The following is a 22,479-nucleotide window of genomic DNA, read 5'->3' as shown; positions in this document are numbered from 1 at the left end:
ATCCGCCGCCCTTTTTCGTGGGCGCCCCGCGGCGGAGCATTCCGCCGCCCTTTTCCGTGGTCGCGAAGATGCGGCGGAGCTAGGGTCGCGACCGATCTGACGAAGGGCGTGACAGCCGATGGTGGAGTTCAAGTCCGGGCCAATACGGCTCTCCGTGCCGCCCAAGCCGCAGGCCATCGCGCCGAGGGACGCGCAGGCCGACCGCGCGCAGCTGCAGGCCATCGAGCAGACGCTGGCGGCGGGCGACGTCGAGGCCGCCGTGGCGCTCGCCGAGGCGGCGCTCGCCGGAGGGCTGGAGCATCCGCTGGTCTTCAACCTGGCCGCCGAGCGGTTGGAGAGCGAGGACCGGTTCGGCGAGGCGCTGGCGATGCTGGACCGCGCCCACCGGCGTTTCCCGAACGACCTCGGCCTGCGCCAGGCCCTGGGCCTGTGCCTCTTTCGCCTGCAGCGGTTCGACGCCGCTCTGCCGCACTTCGACGCCCTGATCGCCGTCCAGCCGGGCTTTGGCCACGCCCACGCGGCGCGAGGCGTGATCCTGGAGGCCTTGGACCGCGCGCCGGAGGCCGAGGCGGCCTTCGCCAAGGCGTATGAGCTGGAGCCGGGGAACCTGCTGGCCATCGCGGGCCTGGCCTCCACCGCCAGCCGCAAGGACGACCACGCGACGGCGCGGCGCTTCGCCGAGCAGGTGCTGGCGGCCGAGCCGGGCTATCCCGACGCGGTGCTGGTGCTGGCCCGCGCCGACCTGGCGGAACGCGACTTCGACGCCGGCGAGGCCCGACTGCGGGCGATGATCGCCGATCCGCGGGTCCCGCCGCCGATGGTGAAGCTCGCGCAGGCCATGCTCGACCAGTTCGCCGCCGACCGCGAGCGCAAGTTCGACGCCTAAGGCCGCCTGAGCCAGCCTGACCGTTGCGCTTACCTGATGGCGCGTTCGTCGCAACCGCCTTCCGCTTTGCGGGCCCGCGGGGCAAGCTCGCGGCCAAAGGGAGTCGGAATGACCGGGGAAGGATGGTCCAGGCGCGGCCTCGCCGCCGCGCTCGCGCCGGCATTGCTCAGCGCCTGCGTGACGCCGGCTGAGCGCCGATTGATCTCGATCAACCTCGCCGACACTGGGCCCGTCCAGGGGCCGCCGCCGGACGCCGGCGCGCAACTGGAGACCGCCTTCGACCAGGCGCGGCGGATGGTCGTGCCGGTGTTCCTGAACAGCAAGGGGCCCTACGGTTTCGTGGTCGACACCGGGGCCAATCGGTCCGTGGTCTCGACCGAGGTGGCGGCCGCCTGCGGCCTGCCGTCGGCCGGTCAGGCCGACGTCCACGGCATCGCCGGCGCGGAGCCCGCGGCGCTCGCCCTGGTGAGCCGCCTCAGCGTCGCGGCGGTGACGTCGCGCGACATGGTGCTGCCGGTGCTGGACAGGAGCCGCCTGGGGGCCGACGGCCTGCTGGGCGTCGACATGCTCAAGGGGCGGCACATGTCGCTGGATTTCCTCGACAACCGCTTCGAGATTTCCCCGTCCGGCTACGGCATGGAGGTCGGCCAGGGGAGCAACACCCGCATCCGCGGCGACACCGATCCGATCCAGGTGGCCGCCGCCATCCGCGATGGGCAGCTGGTGATCCTGGACGCCCAGGTGGCCGACGTGCGGGTCGCCGCCTTCATCGATTCCGGGGCCCAGGTGACGGTGGGCAACCACGCCCTGCGCGACGCGGTGGTGCACACCCATCCGGATTTCGGACCGCGCCTCGCGCCGGTGCCGCTGCTCAGCGCCACCGGCCAGACGATGATGGGAGAGTTCGCGCCCCTGCCGGTGCTGCGGCTGGGCGGCATGCAAATCTACGACGTGCTGGGCATCTTCGCCGAGCTGCACATCTTCGACCTGTGGAAGCTGTCGGACCGGCCGGCGATCCTGATCGGGGTCGACGTGCTGCGGCACTTCCAGTCGGTGACGCTGGATTTCTACCGAAAGGTCGTGGTCTTCCAGCCCGCCCCGCCCGGCGATCCCCGCCTGCGGCTGCAGACGCGGCAGGGCGGCCGGTAGGGGGCTATCGCACCCGGGTCGGGTCGAGGACCATGGCGCCCTGGCTGCGCAGGCGGGCTTGGCCGAGTTCGTCGAGGATGGACTGGGCGCGGGGGTCGCCGAACACCCAGGCGGCGGCGGCGAGCGTCTTGGCCGACGAGGCCGAGACGCCCAGCATCTTCTGCACCGCCTCGATCGGCGAGCCGGAGGGCGACATGCGCTTCAGCCGCGCTTCGCCGGTGACGCCGGCCAGGGTCTTGGCCTTGGCGACCGCCTCGTAGAAGCCGCCGAGCTCGTCGACCAGGCCCAGGTCCTTGGCCTGCGCGCCGGTCCAGACGTGGCCCTTGGCGATCTCGCGCACCCGGTCGGGCGAGAGCTTGCGCCCGGCGGCGACCCGCTGGACGAAGTTGTCGTAGATGCGGTCCATCCAGTGGGAGAAGGCCGCGCGCTGGGCCGGCGTGAACTCCTTGCCCATGCCGAAGCCCGACGCATAGTCGCCGCCGACGCTGAGCTGGCGCACGTCGACGCCGAAGCGGGCCAGCGCCTCGCCCAGCGCGAACTTGCCGCCGAACACCCCGATGGAGCCGGTGAGCGTCGAGGGCTCGGCGACGATGGCCGAGGCCTCCGACGAGATCCAATAGCCGCCTGAAGCGCCGTAGGTGCCCATAGAGACCACCACCGGCTTGCCGGCGGCCTTGGCGGCGCGGATGGCGGCCAGGATTTCTTCCGAGGCGGTGTCGGAGCCGCCGGGGGAATTGAGGCGCAGCACGATAGCCTTCACGTCCTTGGCCTTGATGGCGTCGTAGAAGGCGTCGGCGACGTCGTCGGCGTAGATGGACGAGCCGCCGCGGAACGGGTTGCCGCCCTGGTCCTTGCCATCGACGATGTCGCCCTCGGCCTCGATCACCGCCACGGCCGGACCCAGGCCCCGCTCGCGCGGCGCGCGCCCGTGGGCGTAGTCCTCGAAGTCCATCAGCTCGGCGCCTTCGCCGGCCTTTTTCAGCAGGGCCGCCTGCGCCTCGTGCACCTGGCCCACGTGGTCGATCAGATGCTTGTCCAGCGCCTCGTCGGACAGATAGGGGCCGGCCTCCAGCGTGGTCTTGAGCACGGCCGGGTCGAGCTTGCGGTCGACGGCGGCGGCGGCGATGTCGGTCTGGTAGACCGATGTCATCCACGACAGCTCGGCGGCGCGATGGGCCGGCGTGTAGTCGTCGTAGAGGTAGCCGTTGACGGCGTTCTTGTACTCATAGCGCTGCTCGTAGTCGGCGTGGACGCCGTACTTGTCGAAGGCGCGCTTGAAGAACAGGTCCTCGTTGGAAAGGCCGGTGACCTGGAACGAGGCGCCGGGCTGCATCCAGAGGTCGTCCGACGCCGCGCCGATCATGTAGGTGGCGGTCACCACGCCGGAGGGATAGAGGCCCTGGCTGTGGGCGATCACCGGCTTGCCCGAGGTGCGGAAGTGCCGGATCCCCAGGCGCAATTCGTCGGCGAGTCCGGGCTCGACCCCGCCCTCCGGCAGGCGGATCAGGACGCCTTTGACGCGGTCGTCCTTCTCGGCGCGGCGCAGGCCCTCGATGATCGACATGGCCGAGTGGCCGCGCCTGGCGAAGCCCGCCAGCACGTTCTGGGCCGACTGGTCGGTGAGCGAGTCGCGCAGGTCGAGCTCCAGCACCGTCTTGGCCGGCGTCGGCGCAGGGCCGGCGGCCGCCGCGGCCATGGAGATCAGCACGAAGGGCACGCCGATCAGGAAGATCAGGAGGCCCGCGAAGACGCCGGCCGCGGTGATCAGGAACTGCTTCATCGGTGACCCAGGTGCGCTCTGACGGAAGACCTGACCGCGTGTTTAAGCAGATGCGCCGCGTCTGGCACACGATTTCGCAAGGCGCGGCTCAAACGCGGGCCGACGGCCCGCCCTGAGCGCGCCACCCGCTGCCGCCGTGGTCAGGCTTCGGCCAGGATGGCCGCCTCGGGACCGAGTTCGATCTCATCCAGATTGTCGCCGGGGCCGGCGCGGTCGATGACCAGGAAGTCACTCTCCGCGCCCAGCGGCAGCAGGAAGTGATGCCAGACGCCCTTGGCGTAGTTCACGCCCTGATGCGGCGCGGCGCGGAACAGGCGGATGGCGGCCGGGTCGAAGGCGCCGGCTGGCGCCACGGCGACCAGGAAGGGCCGCCCGCTCAGGGGTACGAAGGCCTGGCTGCCCAGCGGATGGCGCTCGAAGACCCGCAGCACCGGCGGGCTCAGCGGCCTGCCGCGGAAGATGCTGAGGATCGCCCGGCCCTTGTCGTCGCCGACGTCGACGGCGGCCAGGTCGTTGAAGCGCGTCGTCATGCCGTAGTTGATGGCGATCTGTTCGGCCCGCTCGGAGGCCTCGATCACCTCGCCGAAGGGCGCGAAGGCCTCGGCGGTGAGTGGTTCAGGCGCCATCTCGCGCATCAGGGGGAAACCCTCGCGCCGGCCTTGATCCAGGCGCCCAGGCTGGCGCGCTCGGCCTGGGTGATATGGGTTTCGTTGTTCAGCGGCATGGAGCGGCTGGCGACGGCGCGCTCGTAGACCTTGGCGGCGTTCTTCGTCAGGCCTTCGTCGGTGTCGAGGATCACGCCGTTGGGCGGCGCGGTGACGCCCTTGTGGGTGGGCTCAGCCGAGTGGCACATGACGCAGTGGCGGTCGATCAGCGCGCGCACTTCGGCAAACGGGGGGACAGGAACAGCGGCGGGCGGCGGCGGCTTGGTGGTCTCGGCGAGCACCGCCACGGTCACGAAGGCGAGCGCGCCCAGCAGCAGGAAGTCGGCCCGGATCTGGCCGGCGTTCTTGAGGTTGAAGAAGTGGCGGATCGAGATCCCCGCCAGGCTCAGCCCCGCCAGCCACAGCCAGTTCAGCGGCCCGGAGATCACCATGGGATAGTGGTTGCTGATCATCACGAACAGCACCGGCAGCGTCATGTAGTTGTTGTGGACGCTGCGCTGCTTGGCCTGCTTGCCGAGCGCCGGATCGGGGGCCTGACCGGCCAGCACCTGGGCCACCACCTTGCGCTGATTGGGGATGATGATCAGGAAGACGTTGGCGACCATCACCGTGCCGATGATCGCGCCCAGGTGCATCACCGCGCCGAGGTCCGAGAAGATGCGGGTCAGGCCATAGGCCGCCGCCGTCAGGACTAGGAACCAGACGATCCCGAACACCCGCAGGTTCTGGCCGATGGGCGAGCGGCAGAGGGCGTCATAGACAAGCCAGCCGACGGCCAGGGAGCCTGCGCCGATGCCGATCGCCTGCCAGGTGGTCAGCGCGGCCTTCGACGCGTCGATCAGGTTCACGTCGGCCCCGACGTAGAAGATCAGCGCCAGCAGCAGGACGCCGGAAATCCAGGTGGTGTAGGCCTCCCATTTGAACCAGTGCAGCTCGTCGGGCATGCCCGGCGGCGCGACCATGAACTTCATCTGGTGGTAGAAGCCGCCCGAATGGACGCTCCAAAGTTCGCCGGCGACGCCCGCAGGGGGTTTGGCCGGGGGCTTCAGGTGACTGTCCAGCCACATGAAATAGAACGACGAGCCGATCCAGGCGATGCCGGCTGTCAGGTGCAGCCAGCGGATGGCGAGGTTGGCCCAGGCGGCCCATTCGAAGGTCACGCCGAGGGGCCCTCCGCGAGCGCCAGCAGTTCGGCGGCCAGCGACACGGCGATCACCGCCGGCGCCTTGCTCTTCAGGCTCGGGATGCCGATCGGACAGGTGAGGCGGGCGAGCTCGGCGTCGGTCACACCGTCATCGCGCAGGCGCCGTTCGAACCGCACCCGCTTGGTGTGCGAGCCGATCAGGCCGAGGTAGCCGAAATCGCCTTTGGCCAGCGCCGCGCGGGTCAGGCGATAGTCCAGGTCGTGGCTGTGGGTGAAGATCGCGAACAGGGTCGCCGGCGGGGCGGCGGCGATACAGGCCTCCAGCTCGTCCTCGCTGAGAATCTCGGCGTGGGTTCCGCCGGCCTCGGGGCGCAGATCCTCGCGGCTCGCCAGCCAGTCCAGGTGGAAGGGCAGTGGCGCGAACGCCCGCGCGACCGCCTGGCCCACGTGGCCGGCCCCGAAAATCACCAGCCGCGGCCGGACCGGCGTGATGGCTTCCGAAAGCGTCCGGACGTCCGGGATCGGGATGCGCGGGGAGTTGTCGGCGGTGTCCTCGCCATTGGCCTGAGCCTCTGGGGCGCCCTGGACCGAGCGGCGCAGGTCCGCGCCCTCGACCTCGGCCTGCAGTCGGAAGGGCGCGCCGCCCTCGCAGGCCCGGGCGGCGTCGGCGAGCCAGCCGGCGCTCTCCGCGTCGATCCGCTCGACCAGCAGGCGGACGCGCCCGCCGCAGCACTGGCCGAGCAACGGGCCCAGCGGATAGTCCTGCAGGGCGTGGCGGCGCGCGTCCTGCGCCAGCAGCCTGCGCGCCTGATCCAGCGCCTGCCGCTCCAGCGACCCGCCGCCGATGGTGCCGGTGAAGCGGTCCGGCCAGACCAGCATCCGCGCGCCGATCTCGCGCGGCGTCGAGCCCTGCGCGCCGACGACCGTCGCCATGGCCAGCGCCTCGCCGCGCGCCACCGCCGCCAGGGCCTCGCCGATCCACTCAGACATCGGCCGCCCTCCGCCGGACATCCTCGACCGCGGCCAGGATGCGCTCCGGCGTCGCCGGGGCGTCCAGGTTGGGCATGACCCGGTGGTCGGCGGCGCTCGCCACCGCATCGGTCAGCGCCGAGAAGACCGAGATCGCCAGCATCAGCGGCGGCTCGCCGACGGCCTTGGAACGATGGATCGTCGCCTCGCGGTTCTCGCCCGACCAGAGCGCCAGGTTGAAGGCGTCGGGTCGGTCGCTGGCTGTGGGGATCTTGTAGGTCGAGGGCGCATGGGTGCGAAGCGCGCCGTGATCGTCGAACACCAGCTCCTCGGTGGTGAGCCAGCCCATGCCCTGGATGAACCCGCCCTCGATCTGGCCGGCGTCCACCGCCGGGTTCAGGGATCGGCCGCAGTCGTGCAGGATGTCGACGCGGGTGACCTTGTTCTCGCCGGTCAGGGTGTCGATGACCACCTCCGAACAGGCCGCGCCATAGGCGAAATAATAGAACGGCCGGCCCTGGTGGCGGGCGCGGTCGTAGTGGATTTCCGGCGTGCGGTAGTAGCCCGTGGCCGAGAGCGAGACACGGTCGAAATAAGCGCGGCGCACCAGCTCGGTGAAGCTGAGCGAGGTGGCGCCCGCCAGGACGCCGTCGGGGCCGAAGACCACCTCGTCGGGCTTGCAGCCGAATTCCCTGGCGGCGAAGGCGACCAGCCGGTCCTTGATGATCCGCGCCGCGGCCTGGGCGGCCATGCCGTTGAGGTCGCTGCCGGACGAGGCGGCGGTGGCCGAGGTGTTGGGGACCTTATCGGTGCGCGTTGCGCTGATTTTCACCGTCCCCAGCGGGACCTGGAACTCGTGGGCGACCACCTGAGCGACCTTGATGTTGAGCCCCTGGCCCATCTCGGTCCCGCCGTGGTTCAGGTGGATCGAACCGTCGGTGTAGACGTGAACGAGCGCGCCGGCCTGGTTCAGGTGGTTGGCGGTGAACGAGATGCCGAACTTCACTGGCGTCAGGGCCAGGCCGCGCTTCAGGATGCTATTGTCGGCGTTCCAGGCGGCGACCGCCTTGCGCCGCGCGCGGTAATCGCACGAGACCTCCAGCTCGGTCATGATCTCGAAGGTGACCGCGTCGGTGACGGTCTGGCCGTAGGGCGTCTCGTCGCCGGAGACGCCGTAGAGATTGGCCAGGCGCACGTCCAACGGGTCCTTGCCCAGATTGAGCGCGATGGCGTCCATCGCCCGCTCGATCCCCATCATCCCCTGCGGCCCGCCGAAGCCCCGGAAGGCGGTGTCGGAGACGGTGTTGGTGCGCAGCCGGTGGCTGACGATCTCGGCCGCCTGCAGGGCGTAGGCGTTGTCGGAATGGAACATCGCCCGGTCGTTGATGGCGATGGAGAGGTCGGCGGAGTGGCCGCAGCGAGAGGCCAGCTCCAAGGCCGCGCCGGCCAAGACCCCGTCGTCGCCGAAGCCCACCTGCCAGTCGGTGACGAAGGCATGCCGCTTGCCGGTCATCGCCATGTCGTCGTCGCGGTCGAGGCGGACCTTGGCCGGCCGCCCGGTCTTTTGCGCGGCGAGGGCGGCCAGGGCCGCATAGTGCACCGACTGGGTCTCCTTGCCGCCGAAGCCGCCACCCATGCGCCGCACCTCGACCACCACGGCGTTGTCGCGCAGGCCCAGGCAGCGGGCGATCAGGTGCTGGGTCTCGGTGGGGTTCTGGGTCGACGACCAGACGTGCAGGTCGCCGTCTTCGCCGGGGACCACCAGCGCCACCTGGCCTTCCAGATAGAAGTGGTCCTGGCCGCCGATGGCGAGGCGGCCGGAGAGCGCGTGCGGGGCCGCCGCGATCGCCGCGTGGGCGTCGCCCAGTCGCATGACCTGGCTGTCCTCGATCAGGGAATCGGCGGCTTGCGCCGCCTCGATGGTCAGCAGCGGCGGCAGGTCTTCATATTCGACCACGGCGAGCGCGGCGGCGGCGCGGGCCTTGGGCAGGCTCTCGGCGGCGACGGCGAACAGCGGCTGGCCGACGAAACGGACAACGCCCTCGGGCAGCAGGGGCTCGTCGTTCTGCACCGGGCCGATGTCGTTGCGGCCGGGCACGTCGGCGGCGGTCAGCACGCAGACGACGCCGGGCGCGGCGCGGACAGCTGTCAGGTCCAGGCGGGTGACGCGGGCGTGGGCGCGGCCGCTCTGGCCCACATAGAGGTGCAGCAGGCCGGCGGGTTCCGGCAGGTCGTCGATGTAGAGCGCTTCGCCCGCCACATGCTTTTCGGCGCTGTCGTGGGCGATGGCGCTGTGCAGCGCGCCCAGGGTCCGCAGGGCCTCGCCGGCGTCAGCCATGGGCCACCGCCTGCGCGTCGAGCACACGGGTGGGCGCCGAGGCCGCCCCGCTCTCCAGCCAGGCGCGCACGATCAGGTTCCGGGCGGCCGCCAAGCGATAGGCGGCGGAGGCGCGCATGTCGTCGATGGGCTGGAAGTCGTTCGCCAGAGCCTCGGCGGCGGCGCGGACCGTGGCCTCGATCCAGGGCTGGCCGGTCAAGGCGGCCTCGCAGGCCGCCGCGCGCTTGGGCGTCGCGGCCATGCCGCCAAAGGCGATGCGGGCGTCGGTGACCCGGCCGTCCGCCACACCGATCGAGATCCCGGCGCAGACGGCGGAAATATCCTGATCGAAGCGCTTGGAGAGCTTGTAGAGGCGGAAGACGCGGCCGGCGGGGACGCGGGGCACGATCACCGCCTCGACGAATTCGCCGGGCGCGCGATCCTGTTGCCCGTAGGCCAGGAAATAGGCGTCCAGCGGCATCGTCCGCGTCGCCGCGCCTTTGCGCAGGACGAGGCTCGCGCCGGCGGCGATCAGGGCCGGCGGCATGTCGCCGATGGGCGAGCCGTTGGCGATGTTGCCGCAGATCGTGCCGGCGTTGCGCACCTGCAGGCCGCCCAGCCGGCGCAGCAGCTCGCCGAACTCGGGGTGCAGGTCGCTCAGGGCGGAGAAGGCGTCGGTGTAGCGCACGCCGGCGCCGATGCGGATCGCGTCGCCAAGGTCGTCGATGCGGCGAAGTTCGGCGACCTCGTTGGCCGAGATGACGGTCGTCAGGTCGCGATGCTGCTTGGTGACCCACAGGCCGACGTCGGTGCCGCCGGCCAGGACGGTCGCGTCGGGATACTGCTGGACGGCGGCGGCGAAGGCGGCCGCGGTCCGGGGCGCGAGGAACCGGCGGCCCCTGTGCTCGATCTCCAGGCCGTCGTCCGGCTGGATGGCCGCCAGGGCCACGGCCAGCGCGTCGGCCGCCGCGCCGGCGTCGGGATCGTCGCCCATGGCCTGGCCCGCCGCCAGGATCGGGCCGTAGCCCGTGCAGCGGCAGAGGTTGCCGGCGAGCGCGTCCTTCAGGCTGGCGCTGTCGGTGGGCGCGCCGGAGCGCTGGTGCGCATAGAGGCTCATCACGAAGCCGGGGGTGCAGAAGCCGCACTGGCTGGCGTGGTTGGCGACCATCGCCTGCTGCACCGGGTGCGGCGCGCCGTCCTTCTTCAAGCTCTCGACCGTGAACAGGGCGCGGCCGTCCAGCATCGGCGCGAAGAGGATGCAGGCGTTGACCGCCCGAAACGTCACCGCGCCGTCCGCCGCAAGCTCGCCCAGCACGACGGTGCAGGCGCCGCAGTCGCCCTCGGCGCAGCCTTCCTTGGTCCCGGTCCGCCGCAGGTCGTACCGCAGCAGGTTGAGCACGGTCAGCGTGGGGTCGATGTCGCGGAGTTCGCGGACCTCGCCATCCAGCAAGAATCGAATCGGCCGGCTCATGGTCAGCTGCCGCGATAGGTCGAATAGCCGAACGGGCTGACCAGCAGGGGCACGTGGTAGTGGGCGCCCGCGCCGGCGATCCCGAACTCGACGGCCACGACCTCGAGGAAGGCCGGATCGGGCAGCGCCACGCCAAGCGCGCGATAGTAGGCGCCGACCGCGAACTCCAGCCGATAGGCGCCCGCGCTCATCGCCTCGCCGGCCAGCAGGGGCGAATCGCAGCGGCCGTCGCCATTGGTCCGTGTGCTGACCAAGACCTCGCCGCCGCGCAGCAGGCGCACGGCCACGCCCGCGGCCGGCTTGCCGTGGGCGGTGTCGAGGACGTGGGTGGTAAGGCCGCTCATATGACTTCCGGGACACCAGCCGCCCAGAGTCGGTCCAACCCCATGCAATTGCAACTGTTTGGCCTTCTTGCGAGGCTGCAGGCCGCGCGAAGCCTGCTAAGCGGTCATCCATGCCGGACGCCTCCTATCCCCGCGACCTGATCGGCTACGGCCGCAACCCGCCGCACGCCGACTGGCCGGGCGGGGCGCGGATCGCCGTGCAGATCGTGCTGAACTACGAGGAAGGCGGGGAGATGAGCGTCCTGCACGGGGACGACCGTTCCGAGACCTTTCTCTCCGACATGATCAACCCGCCGGCCATCGTCGGCGCGCGGCACATGAGCATGGAGCAGATCTACGAGTACGGCAGCCGCGCCGGCGTTTGGCGGCTGCTGCGGCTGTTCGAGCGGTATGGCGTGCCGGTCACCGTTTTCGGCGTGGCCATGGCTCTGGAGCGCAACCCCGCGGTGGTCGAGGCCTTTCTCCAGGCCGGACACGAGATCGCCAGCCACGGCTGGCGCTGGATCAACTACCAGGACGCGCCGGAGGCCGTGGAGCGCGAGCACATGGCGCGCGCCATCGAGATCCACACGCGCCTCACCGGCGAACGACCGCTCGGCTGGTACGCCGGCCGCACCGGTCCCAACACCCGGCGCCTGGCGGCGGAAGAGGGCGGCTTCCTCTACGACGCCGACGACTATTCCGACGATCTTCCGTTCTGGACCGTGGAGGCCGGCAAGCCGCAGTTGATCGTGCCCTATACGCTGGAAGCCAACGACATGCGGTTCTCGGGCGGCGGCCTGGTCACCGGCGAGGACTTCTTCACCTATCTGCGCGACGCCTTCGACGTGCTCTACGCCGAGGGGGAGACCTCGCCGAAGATGTTGTCCATCGGCCTGCACTGCCGCCTGGCCGGACGGCCCGGGAAGCTGGCCGGGCTGGAGCGGTTCCTGAGGCATGCGCTCGGCCATCGTGACGTCTGGTTCTGCCGCCGCGTCGAGATCGCGCGGCACTGGCGCGAGCGGCATCCGCATGCCGGTTAGCGACCTCACCCACGCGCAATTCCTCGCCCGCTTCGGTCCGGTGTACGAGGACTCGCCCTGGGTGGCCGAGGGCGTCTGGCCGGCTGCGGAGGCCGGCCGTCTGGACGATCCGGCGGCGCTGGCCGGGGCCCTGCGCGACGAGGTGGACGCCGCGCCGCGCGAGATGCGGCTGGCGCTCATCCGCGCGCACCCGGAGTTGGCGGGCCGCGCCAAGATGGCCGAGGCCTCGGTGAAGGAGCAGTCGGGCGCGGGCCTGGACCAATGCTCGCCGGCGGAGTTCGACGCCTTCCAGCGCCTGAACGCCGCCTACAATTCCCGCTTCGGCTTTCCCTTCATCGTCGCGGTGAAGGGGCTGAGCCGCGCCGACATCCTGGCGGCCTTCGAGGCGCGGCTGGCCAACGATCCGGAGACCGAGTTCGCGACGGCCATCGCCCAGATCCACCGCATCGCGGGGTTCCGCCTCGCCGAGCTGATCTAGAAAGACCCCCCGTGTTCGAAGACCTGCGCCGCCGCTACGTAGACCTCGCCCAGCCCCGCCTGGGAAGCGAGGTGGTCTACGCCACCGACGACTTCTTCGCCGACAAGGCCCGCCTGATCGACCCGGCGCCGCCGGTCTGGCGCGAGGGGGTCTATGACGACAACGGCAAGTGGATGGATGGCTGGGAAAGCCGCCGCAAGCGCGTTCCCGGACACGACTGGTGCGTGATCCGGCTGGGTGTTCCCGGCGAGGTGGCGGGCTTCGAGATCGACACCGCCTTCTTCACCGGCAACTACCCGCCAGGCGCCATGATCGAGGTCTGCAACTCGGCCGACGCCATCCCCGGCGATGCGGCCTGGACCTCTGTCACCCCGCGCCTGGACCTCGCCGGCGACAACCGCGTCTATGTGCCCGTCGAGCACGGCCAGTCCGTCACCCATGTGCGCCTGCACATCTATCCCGATGGCGGGATCGCGCGCCTGCGGGTCTGGGGCCGGGTGCTGCCGGACTGGGCCAAGGTCGGCGCGCAGGAGGCCGTCGACCTGCTGGCGGTGGCCAATGGCGGCCGGGGCGTCATCGCCAACGACGAGCACTACGGCGCGGTGGCGAACCTGACGGCGCCAGGCCGCGGGGTGAACATGGGCGATGGTTGGGAGACGCGGCGGCGGCGCGAGCCGGGCCACGACTGGGCGGTGCTGGAACTCGGCGCCTTGGGCCGCGTGCGCTCGGTCGCCGTCGACACCGCTCACTTCAAGGGCAACTACCCCGACCGCTGCTCGATCCAGGCGAGCGCCAGCGCCGCCGGCTCGCCGGAGGAGATCGCGGCCCAGGCCGAGGCTTGGCCGGTGCTGCTGCCGGAGGCGAAGCTGGCGGCCGACGCTGTGCATGAATTCCGTGATGAGCTGGCCGATCTCGGGCCGGTGAAATTCGTGCGGCTCAACATCTTCCCCGACGGCGGGGTGAGCCGCTTGCGGGTGGTCGGAACGCTCGTCCGCTAGCCGCTTGCTAAGGCGGCGATTGTTCGGCATCACCGCCAGATGGCTTCAGCCCGAGCGGACCGCGCGCTGATCATCCTCGCGGCGGGTTTCGCGATCCTGATCCTGGCGCTTTTGCTGGCGATCGGCGCCTCGAGCCGCCAGCAGCGCGGCTTTTCGGCCGTGGTCCGCACGCTGGAGATCGAAAACCAGCTCGGCATGGTCCTGTCGCGGCTGCAGGACGCCGAAACCGGGGCGCGGGGCTATCTGCTCACCGGCCGCCCCGCCTATCTCGAACCCTACAACGCGGCGCTGGCGCACCTCGACCCCGAACTCGACATCCTGAAGGCCGAGCTCGCCGACGATCCCAAACAGGGCGCGGCCCTGGTCCGGCTTCGCAGCATCGCCGCCGAGCGCCAGAGGGTGCTGAAGGACTCGATCGATCTCTACGACAAGGGCGACCGCGAGGCCGCGGCGTCGCCGGCGCGCCTCGACCGGGGCAAGGCGCTGATGGACTCCGCGCGCGTGGTCGTGGCGTCGATGAAGAGCGAGCAGGACCAGCGGCTGACGTCGCGAAACACCGTGGCCCGGCGCTGGGCGAGCGTCATCCTGGCCGGCTTGCTGGCGATCATCCTGGCGCTGTTCGTGCTGGGCGGGTTCGTTCGCCGCGACCTGCTGCAGCGGCTGGCCGAAGCGAGGGCCGCGCGCCAGGCGCTGGCGGACGAGGCCGCCCAGCGGGAGGCGGCTCAATCCCAGATCCGGCAGATGCAGAAGGTGGAGGCGATCGGCCAGCTGACCGGCGGCATCGCGCACGACTTCAACAACATGCTGGCGATCGTCATCGGCTCGCTGGACGTCGCCAAGCGCAATCTCGCCAAGGACCCGCGCAAGGCGGAGACCTTCATCGATGCGGCCTTCTCCGGCGCGCAGCGCGCCGCCGCGCTCACTGCCCGCCTGCTGGCCTTTTCCCGCCAGCAGCCGCTGGCGCCGGAGGTGGTGGACGCCAACAAGCTGACCGCCACGATGTCCGAACTGCTGCGCCGCACGCTGGGTGAGCACGTCGAGCTCGAGACCGTCCTGGCGGGCGGCCTGTGGCGGACGCGTATCGATCCGGGCCAGCTTGAAAACGCGCTCTTGAACCTCAGCGTCAACGCCCGTGACGCCATGCCGGACGGCGGCCGGCTGACGCTGGAAACCTCCAACGCCCATCTGGACGAGGCCTATGTCGCCGGCCATGTGGACGTCGCGCCGGGCCAGTACGTCATGCTGTCGGTGACCGACACCGGGACGGGCATGCCGCCCGAGGTGGTGGAGAACGCCTTCGACCCCTTCTACACGACCAAGGGTTCGGGGAAGGGCACGGGCCTTGGGCTCAGCCAGGTGCATGGCTTCGTCAAACAGTCCGGCGGCCACATCAAGATCTATTCGGAAGTCGGCGTCGGGACGACGGTGAAGGTCTACCTGCCGCGCTACGTCGGCGCCGAGCCGCCCAAGGAAGCCGCTCCGGCGCCCCTAGGCGATGTCCCCGTGGCCCGGCCCGGCGAAACCATTCTGGTCGTCGAGGACGAGACCGATGTGCGCCAGCTCTCGGTCAACGTCCTGCGCGACCTGGGCTATCTGGTCCTGCACGCCGACGATCCGCGGCGCGCCCTGGAGAAGATCGCGGACCTGCCTAAGCTCGACCTGCTGTTCACGGACATCGTCATGCCCGGAATGAACGGCCGGCAGCTCGCCCTGAAAGCCGTCGAGGCGCGGCCCGGGCTGAAGGTGCTCTACACAACCGGCTACACGCGCAACGCCATCGTGCACAACGGCGTCCTGGACGCCGACGTCTCGCTGCTCGCCAAGCCCTTCACGGTCGAGCAGCTCCCGCGCAAGGTCCGCGAAATCCTGGATGGCGGTCCCGGCGAGGCTCCCTAAGCGGGAGCCATCGCGGTCCGCTAGGCCACGTCGCTCATCGGCGCCGGCAAGCCGCCGGCCCGGGCGATGAAGCCTGCCACCTCGGCGACGCCCACCAGGCGCGTCAGGTCGGTGAACACATAGGGGCGCTCGCCACGCGCCTTGGCGGTGTCGGCGCGCATGACGGCGAGGTCTGCGCCCACGTGCGGCGCGAGGTCGGTCTTGTTGACCACCAGCAGGTCCGAGCGGGTGATCGCTGGGCCGCCTTTGCGCGGGATCTTCTCCCCCTGGCAGACGCTGATCACATAGATTGTCAGGTCGGCGAGGTCGGGCGAGAAGGTGGCCGCCAGGTTGTCGCCGCCGCTCTCGATGAAGATCACGTCCAGGTCGGGGTGGCGCCGGTTCATCTCGGCGATGGCGGCTAGGTTCAGCGAGGCGTCCTCGCGGATGGCGGTGTGCGGGCAGCCGCCGGTCTCGACGCCGAGGATGCGGTCCTCGGAGAGCGCCTGCAGCCGGTTGAGGATCAGGGCGTCTTCCTGGGTGTAGATGTCGTTGGTGACGACGGCGACGCTCCAGCGGTCGCGCATCTGCTTGCAGAGCTTCTCCACCAGCGTCGTTTTCCCGGAGCCCACCGGGCCGCCGATGCCGATGCGTAAGGGGCCGTTGCGGCTGGTCATGACGCAAAAAGCCTTCCGTCCAGGGTCTCGTGCCGCATGGCGGCGATGTCGGAGTTGAGCGCGCAGGCGCCCAGATCGTCCAGCGTCGAAGCCGCCGCGCGACCCGCTGTGGCCAGGATCGTCGGCTCGAGCGCGGCGATCACGGCGACACCGTCGGTCTGGCCGATGGGAATGGCGCGGACGGCGACGCTGACCAGGTTGGCGCAGAAGGCGTGCAGCCAGGCCGTGAGCGCGGCCCCAGCCGGGATGCCCGCCCGCGCCGCGGCCGAACCGACGGCGACCGGGTAAGCGACCGGGCCGTTGAGCTCCGGCGGTCCCCAGGCCCGCGCCGCGACCAGGAAGGCCTCGCCCTGCGCCAGGGTCTCGCGGCGGCGCTCCAGGGTCGGCGCGAGCGCTTCGGCCAGTTCGACCAGTTCGGCGAGCGCGAGCGCGTCCCGCGCGGCCGAGGCCTCCCAGGCGGCGGTGAACAGCACCGCGTCCGTCCAGCCGCCGCCGAGCTCCACGAGACCGCCGACCCAGGCCGCAAGCGTGTCGGCGTCGCGCACCAACCCCTCGCGGATGGCGGTCTCCAGGCCGTGCGAATAGCCGAAGGCGCCGACCGGGAAAGCCGGCGACAGCCAGGTCATCAGCCGCAGGAGTTGAGCCTCAGTGGTCATGGTGGTGGTGATCGCCCGGCCCATGATCCTGATAGGCGCCGCCCTCGGGATCAAAGGCCTCCTCGACCTCGCGGACCTTGGCGCCCTGGTGTTCGAGCATGTGGGCGATGACGTGGTCGCGGCGGATCAGGATGCGGTCGGCGAAGACCTGGGCGGCCAGGTGCCGGTTGCCGATGTGCCAGGCCAGGCGGATCAGCGCCTGCGGGCTCGCCGCGCGCACCTCCAGCAAGGGTTCCGGCCGCGCCACGATCTGCACGATGCCGCGGCCGGTCTGCAGGCCGTCACCGTCGCGCAGGTGCGTCGTTTCAGGGAGGTCCAGCAGGTATTCCGCACCGGAGGCGCCGGTCAGGACGATCCGGCGGCGGTGGCGGCCGTCGTAGTCCAGCACCACCCGGTCGGCGGGCTCGCCGCTCCAGGCGCCCCTGGGCAGCACGTCGGTGATCGGGGTATGCGGCATCAGAACAGGAAATACCTCTGGGCCATGGGGAGCACGTCGGCCGGTTCGCAGGTGAGGAGTTCGCCGTCGGCCTTCACCTCGTAGGTCTCCGGATCGACCTCGATCACCGGCGTCGCCGAATTGTGGACCATCGAAGCCTTTGAGATGCCGCCGCGCACGTTCTCGACGGCGACCAGCTCCTTGTCCAAGCTCAGCCGACCGCGCAGGTCGTTCTCCAGGGCCAGCCGGGAGACAAAGGTCACCGATGACCGCGTCAGCGCCTTGCCGAGCGCGCCGAACATCGGGCGGTAGTGCACCGGCTGCGGCGTCGGGATCGAGGCGTTGGGGTCGCCCATGGGCGCGGCGACGATGGAGCCGCCCATGATCACCAGGTCCGGTTTCACGCCGAAGAAGGCAGGATCCCAAAGCACCAGGTCGGCGCGCTTGCCGGCCTCGACGCTGCCGATGTGGGCGCTCATGCCGTGAGCGATGGCCGGGTTGATCGTGTACTTGGCGATGTAGCGCTTCACCCGCGCGTTGTCCGCCGCGCCGTCGCCGGCCAGGGACCCGCGCTGCTTCTTCATCTTGTCGGCGGTCTGCCAGGTGCGGATCAGCACCTCGCCCACCCGGCCCATGGCCTGGCTGTCCGACGAGATGATCGAAAACGCGCCCAGGTCGTGGAGGATGTCTTCCGCCGCGATGGTCTCCTTGCGGATTCGGCTCTCGGCGAAGGCCACGTCCTCGGGGATCGACGGGTCCAGGTGGTGGCAGACCATCAGCATGTCGAGGTGCTCGGCGAGCGTGTTGCGCGTGTAGGGCCGCGTCGGGTTGGTCGACGACGGGATGACGTTGGCCAGGCCCGCGACCTTGATGATGTCCGGCGCATGGCCGCCGCCGGCGCCTTCGGTGTGGAAGGCGTGGATGGTGCGGCCCTTGAGCGCCGCGACGGTGTCCTCGACGAAGCCGCTCTCGTTGAGGGTGTCGGTGTGGATCATCACCTGCACGTCGTGGGCGTCGCCGACGGCAAGGCAGCAGTCGATGGCCGCCGGCGTCGTGCCCCAGTCCTCGTGCAGCTTGAGCGCACACGCGCCGCCCGCGACCTGCTCCACCAGGGCGGCGGGCAGGCTGGCATTGCCCTTGCCGGAGAAGCCGATGTTCATCGGCAGCGCCTCGGCGGCCTCGATCATCCGCGCCAGGTGCCAGGGTCCGGGCGTCGCGGTGGTGGCCTTGGTCCCGGTCGCGGGACCCGTGCCGCCGCCCAGCATGCAGGTGACGCCGCTCATCAGGGCGTCCTCCACCTGTTGCGGGCAGATGAAGTGGATGTGGCAGTCCATGGCCCCGGCGGTGAGGATCTTGCCCTCGCCGGCGATGATCTCGGTCCCAGGCCCGATGACGATGTCGACGCCGTTCTGCGCGTCAGGATTGCCGGCCTTGCCGATCTTTGCGATGCGGCCGTCCTTCAGGCCCACGTCGGCTTTCACGATCCCCCAGTGGTCGACGATCACCGCGTTGGTGATCACCGTGTCGACGGCGCCCGCCGCACGGGTGACCTGGCTCTGGCCCATGCCGTCGCGGATCACCTTGCCGCCGCCGAAGGTCACTTCCTCGCCGTAGGTGGTGAAGTCGCGCTCGACCTCGATGAAGAGTTCGGTGTCGGCCAGGCGCACCCGGTCGCCCACAGTCGGGCCGAACATGGCCGCATAGCCGGCGCGGGTGACGCGGGCCGGCATCTAGAGCTCGCCCATCACGGCCTGGCGGAAGCCGAACACCCGCCGCGCGCCGCCGAAGGGGATCAGGGTCACCTCGCGGGCCTGGCCGGGCTCGAAGCGCACGGCGGTCCCCGCGGCGATGTCCAGGCGCATGCCGCGCGCGGCGGCGCGGTCGAAGCTGAGCGCCGGATTGGTCTCGAAGAAGTGGTAGTGGCTGCCGACCTGGATCGGCCGGTCGCCGGTGTTGGCGACCTGCAGGGTAAGCGGCGACGCGCCGGCGTTGAGCTCCAGGTCGCCGGGCACGGTGATGACTTCGCCGGGGATCATGGTCAGCGCCTCATCGGATCGGATGGTGGACGGTGACCAGCTTGGTCCCGTCGGGAAAGGTCGCCTCGACCTGGACGTCGTGGATCATCTCGGCGATGCCCTCCATGACCTGGGCGCGGGTGATCACGTGGGCGCCGGCCTCCATCAGCTCGGCGACGGTGCGGCCATCGCGGGCGCCCTCGACCACGAAGTCGGTGATGAGCGCTATGGCTTCCGGGTGGTTCAGCTTCACGCCGCGGGCCAGACGCTTGCGGGCCACCTCGGCGGCCATGGCGATCAGCAGCTTGTCCTTTTCGCGGGGGGTAAGGTTCATCTTAGAGCCGCCAGACGCGAGGGGGCGGCGCGCCGTCGCGGAGCGCGGCGATGGCCGGCAGCAGGGCGCGTCGCAGGCTGAGCCCGTCGGCCGCGACGATGCGGGCGAAGAGCTTGCCGCCGAAGGCGCTGGCCCCGCCCGCTGAGCCAATGGCGGCGCGAATGGGGGCGAGGAGGCGCTCGGCGTCGTCGGCGACCAGCAGCAGCGAGGCGAAGGCCTTGCCGCCAGCCAGAGTCGGAGCGAGCGCCGCGACATCGGTGACGGGCCCATCGAGGCGCAGGTCGTCGGCGAAGACCAGGCGGCCCTCGCGCCGGATCCGCCAGCGGTCGCGCAGCGCGCCGCGCCGCACGCTTTCGCCCATCGCCGTGCGGCCCAGGACCACGGCTTCGACGACCAGCAGGGCGGCGTCGGCGGCCAGGTCCGCCTGCAGGGTGCGGGTGAGCGCCGCGCCATCGAACAGGATGGTTTCCTGCGGCAGCCAGTCGATCCGCGCGCCCGCGCCGACCTCCAGATCGACGGCGACGACCGCGTGGCCATCGCGCGCCCGGTAGATCTTTTCGCAGGCCTGGGTGGTCACGGTCAGCGAGCCGCCGGCCCTCGCCGCGACGCGCCAGGCCATTTGGTCGCCGCCGGTCAGGCCGCCGGAGGTGTTGATCGCCACGGCTTCCAGCGAACGCGCGGCGAGGTCGACGGGCAGGAGGATCTTGCCGCAGCCCTCCTGGTAAAGCCGCCGCAGCCGTGTGCGGCCACCCTCGGCGGACACCTCGATCCGCCCCACGCCCTGGGCCCGTTGCAGCGCAGCGCGCTGTTCGAGGTCAAGGTCCAGAACGGGCGGCGCGGCTAGGCTCATCCCCGGACTGTGGGAGGGCCGGCGGCGGTGAGTCCAGCCTGTCGCGAGCGTGCGGGCCCGATCGAGGCCTGGCGCCGGCTCATTGGGCGCCAGCCGGGCGCCCACCTAACTGGCGGACTTCTTGTGGGTATTGGCCGGGAGGGCGTCCCGCGCAACCGGCGGGAAAATGATTGGTCGGAGTGGCAGGATTTGAACCTGCGACCCCTGCGTCCCGAACGCAGTGCTCTACCAGACTGAGCCACACTCCGACTTTGGAGGGCGCCTTATAGAGGAGGGGTTGGTGGCCCGCAAGGCGGGGTTAGCGCGCTTTGCGGCGGCGTCAAAAACGCGACCCCCGCAATGACTTCCCCGATGACTTTGGGGGCGTTGCATCGCAGGGTGTCATACGCTATCTCGACGCCTCCGCGCGGGGACCCCTCGCGGCCGTTCCTGCTGGGGAATGGTGTAATGGTAACACTGCGGTTTTTGGTACCGTCATTCTAGGTTCGAGTCCTAGTTCCCCAGCCAACGTCTCCCCAATCGCCCCCAGGATCCGCTGACGACTGCGCCGGCCCGCGCCCGGGCCGACGCAGGGCGTGGGCTCAGGGCGTCGGCTTCGGGGCGTCGGGGCTCGAGGGCGTGGCCGGGGCGTCGTCGCGGGAGAGCTCGTCGAGGCGCTTCTGCATCCGCTCCATGCGTTCCTTGAACTCCGGCGTGTTGAAGCGGGCGCCGGCTTCAGCGGCGCGGGCGATGCGGGCCTTGAACTCGGGCGAATTGATCATCTTCTCGACGTCGGCGGCGTGGGCCTGGGCCGCGGCGATGCGGGCCTTGAACTCCGGCGAGTTGACCATTTTCTCGGCTTCGGCGCCGCGCGCCTCGGCGGCGGCGATCCTCGCCTTGAACTCGGGCGAGTTGATCATCTTCTCGGCGTCGGCCGCGCGGGCCTCGGCGGCGGCGATGCGGGCCTTGAATTCCGGTGAGTTCACCCGCGCCTCAGCCTCGGCGGCGCGGGCGGTGGCCGCGGCGATCCTGGCCTTGAACTCCGGCGAATTGACCCGCTTCACCGCTTCGGCGGCCCTGGCCTCGGCCTTCTGAACCTGAGCCTCGAATTCGCGCTGCTGCTCGGGGGACGGCTCCTTGGCGTCGTCGGTGTAGACGGTGAAGTCGCGGCCGTCGGACGCCTTGAACGTGTGAGGGTAGCGGCCGTCCGCTGCGCTGACGATCACATTGCCGTCGTTGATGATGACGCCGTGATGCCTGTGCGTGGCCGGTGTGGCGGTCTCGGGCTTGGCGGCGTCGGTTTGGGCCTGGCGGGTCGCCGCGGTGGCGGCGCTGGACGGCGGGGCCAGCGGCTGGGCGGTCACCGGCGTCGCCGGTTGGGCGAAGACCGGGGTGACATGCAGCAGGGCGGCGGAGCCCAGCAGGCCGGCGCCGACCGCGGCCAGGCCGCAGAGGCGGGCGGCGCGCAGCGCCGGGGCTTCGGTATCCTTGGGCTTCATCAGGTGCATGAGACGATCCTCCAGATCGCTGCGGCCGAACAGGCCGACCGCCAGGGCCGCATTGCGGGACATGGCGTGGGTTGGACCCCCCAGGGTCTGAATTCCGTGGGACTGGGCGCCGAGCGTCTGAGCTAGCGACACCAGCCGCCGGGCGTAGGTCTTGGACGAGCCGATGGCGTCGGCGGCCATGGCGTCGCAGGCGAGTTCGCGGCTCTTGGCGACGCCGGCCTTCAAGGTGGCCAGCGCCGGGTGCCAGCAGACCGGCAGGGTCATGACCTCGCAGGCCAGGTTCACCGCATAGTCGTGGCGGATCACGTGGGCCATTTCGTGCAGCAAGGCGGCGCGCAGGTCGTCGTCGGCGACCGCCAGGCCGTCGGGGATCAGGATGACCGGCGAGACCGCGCCGACCACGGCGGGGCTGGAGACGCGCTTGGAGCTGCGGACCGGGGCGGCGATGCGGCCATGGGCCTGAGCGAGACGTTCGAGGGCTGTGGCGACGGCGCTCGGCAGGACGACGGGGCGCGACTGGCGGACCAGCCGCCCTGCCGCCCTGGCGGCCAGGCTCAGGCGCACGATCAACAGCGCCACCACGGCGGCGGAAAACGCGGTCATGGCCCAGGCTGACCAGGCTGAGAGTTCAAGGGCCGGCTGGGCGGCCGGGACGAGGACGTCGGGGTCTGGCGCGGCGGCCTCGATGGCGGCGGCGGCGACCGCGTCGACGGGCACGCGGGCGACCGTGGGCGCGGCGTGGGGCAGGAGCGCCGCCAGCGACACCGCCGGCAGGACCGCGGCGATGCCGAGGAACAGCAGCCACAGACGGTTGCGGGCCTGCGGCGAGAGGCCGCCGAAACGGGAGACGAGGAAGGCGCAGAACGCCACCACCGGGATCTGCCAGGCGGCGTTGACCAGATAGCCCGCGAGAAGCTGTTGCATCG

The 22,479-nt window shown here is 70.8% G+C and carries 21 protein-coding genes and 2 tRNA genes; 7 read left to right on the top strand and 16 right to left on the bottom strand.

Going from position 1 to position 22,479, the window contains the following annotated elements:
* The first annotated feature begins 118 nt into the window (after window positions 1-118).
* Both VKQ35_RS16035 and VKQ35_RS16030 read left to right on the top strand, forming a co-directional pair.
* A complete protein-coding gene (locus VKQ35_RS16035) occupies window positions 119-886 on the top strand; it encodes a tetratricopeptide repeat protein (RefSeq protein ID WP_324363395.1) in 768 nt (255 codons plus the stop codon).
* A gap of 108 nt (window positions 887-994) precedes the next feature.
* Window positions 995-2,035, top strand: a complete 1,041-nt coding sequence (locus VKQ35_RS16030; RefSeq protein WP_324363393.1) for an aspartyl protease family protein — start codon at window positions 995-997, stop codon at window positions 2,033-2,035.
* Window positions 2,036-2,039: 4 nt separating this feature from the next.
* On the opposite strand, the gene sppA is transcribed toward VKQ35_RS16030, so the two are convergent.
* From sppA to uraH, 7 genes are all read right to left on the bottom strand, one after another.
* The gene (gene sppA, locus VKQ35_RS16025; protein WP_324363391.1) at window positions 2,040-3,815 is read right to left on the bottom strand and encodes a signal peptide peptidase SppA; all 1,776 of its coding nucleotides are present in this window, start codon (window positions 3,813-3,815) and stop codon (window positions 2,040-2,042) included.
* 140 nt (window positions 3,816-3,955) lie between these two features.
* The gene (locus tag VKQ35_RS16020; protein WP_324363389.1) at window positions 3,956-4,441 is read right to left on the bottom strand and encodes an ureidoglycolate lyase; all 486 of its coding nucleotides are present in this window, start codon (window positions 4,439-4,441) and stop codon (window positions 3,956-3,958) included.
* 8 nt (window positions 4,442-4,449) lie between these two features.
* Entirely contained in the window at window positions 4,450-5,640 is a 1,191-nt protein-coding gene (locus VKQ35_RS16015) for a urate hydroxylase PuuD (protein ID WP_324363387.1), read from the bottom strand.
* A complete protein-coding gene (gene xdhC / locus VKQ35_RS16010) occupies window positions 5,637-6,614 on the bottom strand; it encodes a xanthine dehydrogenase accessory protein XdhC (RefSeq protein WP_324363385.1) in 978 nt (325 codons plus the stop codon). The genes VKQ35_RS16015 and xdhC overlap by 4 nt, the downstream gene beginning before the upstream one ends.
* Complete coding sequence (xdhB, locus tag VKQ35_RS16005) at window positions 6,607-8,931, bottom strand: xanthine dehydrogenase molybdopterin binding subunit (protein ID WP_324363383.1); 2,325 nt, start codon at window positions 8,929-8,931, stop codon at window positions 6,607-6,609. Before xdhB ends, xdhC begins: the two co-directional genes overlap by 8 nt.
* Entirely contained in the window at window positions 8,924-10,381 is a 1,458-nt protein-coding gene (gene xdhA / locus VKQ35_RS16000) for a xanthine dehydrogenase small subunit (protein ID WP_324363381.1), read from the bottom strand. The genes xdhB and xdhA overlap by 8 nt, the downstream gene beginning before the upstream one ends.
* A 2-nt stretch (window positions 10,382-10,383) precedes the next feature.
* Complete coding sequence (gene uraH / locus VKQ35_RS15995) at window positions 10,384-10,725, bottom strand: hydroxyisourate hydrolase (RefSeq protein WP_324363379.1); 342 nt, start codon at window positions 10,723-10,725, stop codon at window positions 10,384-10,386.
* Window positions 10,726-10,835: 110 nt separating this feature from the next.
* Between uraH and puuE the strand changes: the two genes are divergently transcribed.
* Genes puuE through VKQ35_RS15975 form a run of 4 tightly spaced genes read left to right on the top strand, consistent with a single transcriptional unit; the run spans window position 10,836 to window position 15,119 of the window.
* A complete protein-coding gene (gene puuE, locus VKQ35_RS15990; protein WP_324363378.1) occupies window positions 10,836-11,747 on the top strand; it encodes an allantoinase PuuE in 912 nt (303 codons plus the stop codon).
* On the top strand, window positions 11,737-12,225 hold the full coding sequence (gene uraD, locus VKQ35_RS15985) for a 2-oxo-4-hydroxy-4-carboxy-5-ureidoimidazoline decarboxylase (protein ID WP_324363376.1): 489 nt from the start codon (window positions 11,737-11,739) through the stop codon (window positions 12,223-12,225). Before puuE ends, uraD begins: the two co-directional genes overlap by 11 nt.
* Window positions 12,226-12,236: 11 nt before the next feature.
* A complete protein-coding gene (alc, locus tag VKQ35_RS15980) occupies window positions 12,237-13,223 on the top strand; it encodes an allantoicase (RefSeq protein ID WP_324363375.1) in 987 nt (328 codons plus the stop codon).
* Window positions 13,224-13,262: 39 nt separating this feature from the next.
* The gene (locus VKQ35_RS15975) at window positions 13,263-15,119 is read left to right on the top strand and encodes a CHASE3 domain-containing protein (protein WP_324363373.1); all 1,857 of its coding nucleotides are present in this window, start codon (window positions 13,263-13,265) and stop codon (window positions 15,117-15,119) included.
* A 20-nt stretch (window positions 15,120-15,139) separates the two neighbouring features.
* Here the strand turns inward: VKQ35_RS15975 and ureG are convergent, their stop codons facing one another.
* The 8 genes from ureG to VKQ35_RS15935 form a co-directional block, all read right to left on the bottom strand.
* Window positions 15,140-15,775, bottom strand: a complete 636-nt coding sequence (ureG, locus tag VKQ35_RS15970; RefSeq protein WP_324363371.1) for an urease accessory protein UreG — start codon at window positions 15,773-15,775, stop codon at window positions 15,140-15,142.
* Window positions 15,772-16,455 (bottom strand): urease accessory protein UreF, encoded by a 684-nt coding sequence (locus VKQ35_RS15965; protein ID WP_324363370.1) that lies wholly within the window; start codon window positions 16,453-16,455, stop codon window positions 15,772-15,774. The genes ureG and VKQ35_RS15965 overlap by 4 nt, the downstream gene beginning before the upstream one ends.
* The gene (locus VKQ35_RS15960; RefSeq protein WP_324363368.1) at window positions 16,421-16,888 is read right to left on the bottom strand and encodes an urease accessory protein UreE; all 468 of its coding nucleotides are present in this window, start codon (window positions 16,886-16,888) and stop codon (window positions 16,421-16,423) included. The genes VKQ35_RS15965 and VKQ35_RS15960 overlap by 35 nt, the downstream gene beginning before the upstream one ends.
* Window positions 16,888-18,597 carry an urease subunit alpha gene (gene ureC, locus VKQ35_RS15955; protein WP_324363366.1) on the bottom strand — a complete coding sequence of 570 codons (1,710 nt, stop codon included), beginning with the start codon at window positions 18,595-18,597 and terminating at the stop codon, window positions 16,888-16,890. The genes VKQ35_RS15960 and ureC overlap by 1 nt, the downstream gene beginning before the upstream one ends.
* Entirely contained in the window at window positions 18,598-18,903 is a 306-nt protein-coding gene (locus tag VKQ35_RS15950) for an urease subunit beta (protein ID WP_324363364.1), read from the bottom strand.
* Between the two features lie 10 nt (window positions 18,904-18,913).
* Window positions 18,914-19,216 (bottom strand): urease subunit gamma, encoded by a 303-nt coding sequence (locus VKQ35_RS15945; protein WP_324363362.1) that lies wholly within the window; start codon window positions 19,214-19,216, stop codon window positions 18,914-18,916.
* A 1-nt stretch (window position 19,217) separates the two neighbouring features.
* Window positions 19,218-20,066 (bottom strand): urease accessory protein UreD, encoded by an 849-nt coding sequence (locus tag VKQ35_RS15940; protein ID WP_324363360.1) that lies wholly within the window; start codon window positions 20,064-20,066, stop codon window positions 19,218-19,220.
* 171 nt (window positions 20,067-20,237) lie between these two features.
* Window positions 20,238-20,314, bottom strand: a tRNA-Pro gene (locus VKQ35_RS15935).
* 185 nt (window positions 20,315-20,499) lie between these two features.
* Here VKQ35_RS15935 and VKQ35_RS15930 point away from each other — a divergent pair.
* Window positions 20,500-20,573 (top strand) — tRNA-Gln (locus tag VKQ35_RS15930).
* A gap of 74 nt (window positions 20,574-20,647) precedes the next feature.
* Here the strand turns inward: VKQ35_RS15930 and VKQ35_RS15925 are convergent.
* Complete coding sequence (locus VKQ35_RS15925) at window positions 20,648-22,477, bottom strand: M56 family metallopeptidase (protein ID WP_324363358.1); 1,830 nt, start codon at window positions 22,475-22,477, stop codon at window positions 20,648-20,650.
* Window positions 22,478-22,479 lie beyond the last annotated feature (2 nt).

It is taken from the genome of Phenylobacterium sp. (assembly GCF_035309685.1).
Taxonomy (GTDB): domain Bacteria; phylum Pseudomonadota; class Alphaproteobacteria; order Caulobacterales; family Caulobacteraceae; genus Phenylobacterium.
Note: the sequence above shows the minus strand (reverse complement) of the source record. Positions and strands in the feature narration are given on the sequence as shown.

Coding starts and splice junctions, on each gene's coding strand:
- VKQ35_RS16035 (WP_324363395.1), top strand. CDS start 119: ATGGTGGAGTTCAAGTCCGGGCCAATACGGCTCTCCGTGCCGCCCAAG.
- VKQ35_RS16030 (WP_324363393.1), top strand. CDS start 995: ATGACCGGGGAAGGATGGTCCAGGCGCGGCCTCGCCGCCGCGCTCGCG.
- sppA (WP_324363391.1), bottom strand. CDS start 3,815: ATGAAGCAGTTCCTGATCACCGCGGCCGGCGTCTTCGCGGGCCTCCTG.
- VKQ35_RS16020 (WP_324363389.1), bottom strand. CDS start 4,441: ATGGCGCCTGAACCACTCACCGCCGAGGCCTTCGCGCCCTTCGGCGAG.
- xdhC (WP_324363385.1), bottom strand. CDS start 6,614: ATGTCTGAGTGGATCGGCGAGGCCCTGGCGGCGGTGGCGCGCGGCGAG.
- xdhB (WP_324363383.1), bottom strand. CDS start 8,931: ATGGCTGACGCCGGCGAGGCCCTGCGGACCCTGGGCGCGCTGCACAGC.
- xdhA (WP_324363381.1), bottom strand. CDS start 10,381: ATGAGCCGGCCGATTCGATTCTTGCTGGATGGCGAGGTCCGCGAACTC.
- uraH (WP_324363379.1), bottom strand. CDS start 10,725: ATGAGCGGCCTTACCACCCACGTCCTCGACACCGCCCACGGCAAGCCG.
- puuE (WP_324363378.1), top strand. CDS start 10,836: ATGCCGGACGCCTCCTATCCCCGCGACCTGATCGGCTACGGCCGCAAC.
- uraD (WP_324363376.1), top strand. CDS start 11,737: ATGCCGGTTAGCGACCTCACCCACGCGCAATTCCTCGCCCGCTTCGGT.
- VKQ35_RS15975 (WP_324363373.1), top strand. CDS start 13,263: ATGGCTTCAGCCCGAGCGGACCGCGCGCTGATCATCCTCGCGGCGGGT.
- ureG (WP_324363371.1), bottom strand. CDS start 15,775: ATGACCAGCCGCAACGGCCCCTTACGCATCGGCATCGGCGGCCCGGTG.
- VKQ35_RS15965 (WP_324363370.1), bottom strand. CDS start 16,455: ATGGGCCGGGCGATCACCACCACCATGACCACTGAGGCTCAACTCCTG.
- VKQ35_RS15960 (WP_324363368.1), bottom strand. CDS start 16,888: ATGCCGCATACCCCGATCACCGACGTGCTGCCCAGGGGCGCCTGGAGC.
- ureC (WP_324363366.1), bottom strand. CDS start 18,597: ATGCCGGCCCGCGTCACCCGCGCCGGCTATGCGGCCATGTTCGGCCCG.
- VKQ35_RS15950 (WP_324363364.1), bottom strand. CDS start 18,903: ATGATCCCCGGCGAAGTCATCACCGTGCCCGGCGACCTGGAGCTCAAC.
- VKQ35_RS15945 (WP_324363362.1), bottom strand. CDS start 19,216: ATGAACCTTACCCCCCGCGAAAAGGACAAGCTGCTGATCGCCATGGCC.
- VKQ35_RS15940 (WP_324363360.1), bottom strand. CDS start 20,066: ATGAGCCTAGCCGCGCCGCCCGTTCTGGACCTTGACCTCGAACAGCGC.
- VKQ35_RS15925 (WP_324363358.1), bottom strand. CDS start 22,477: ATGCAACAGCTTCTCGCGGGCTATCTGGTCAACGCCGCCTGGCAGATC.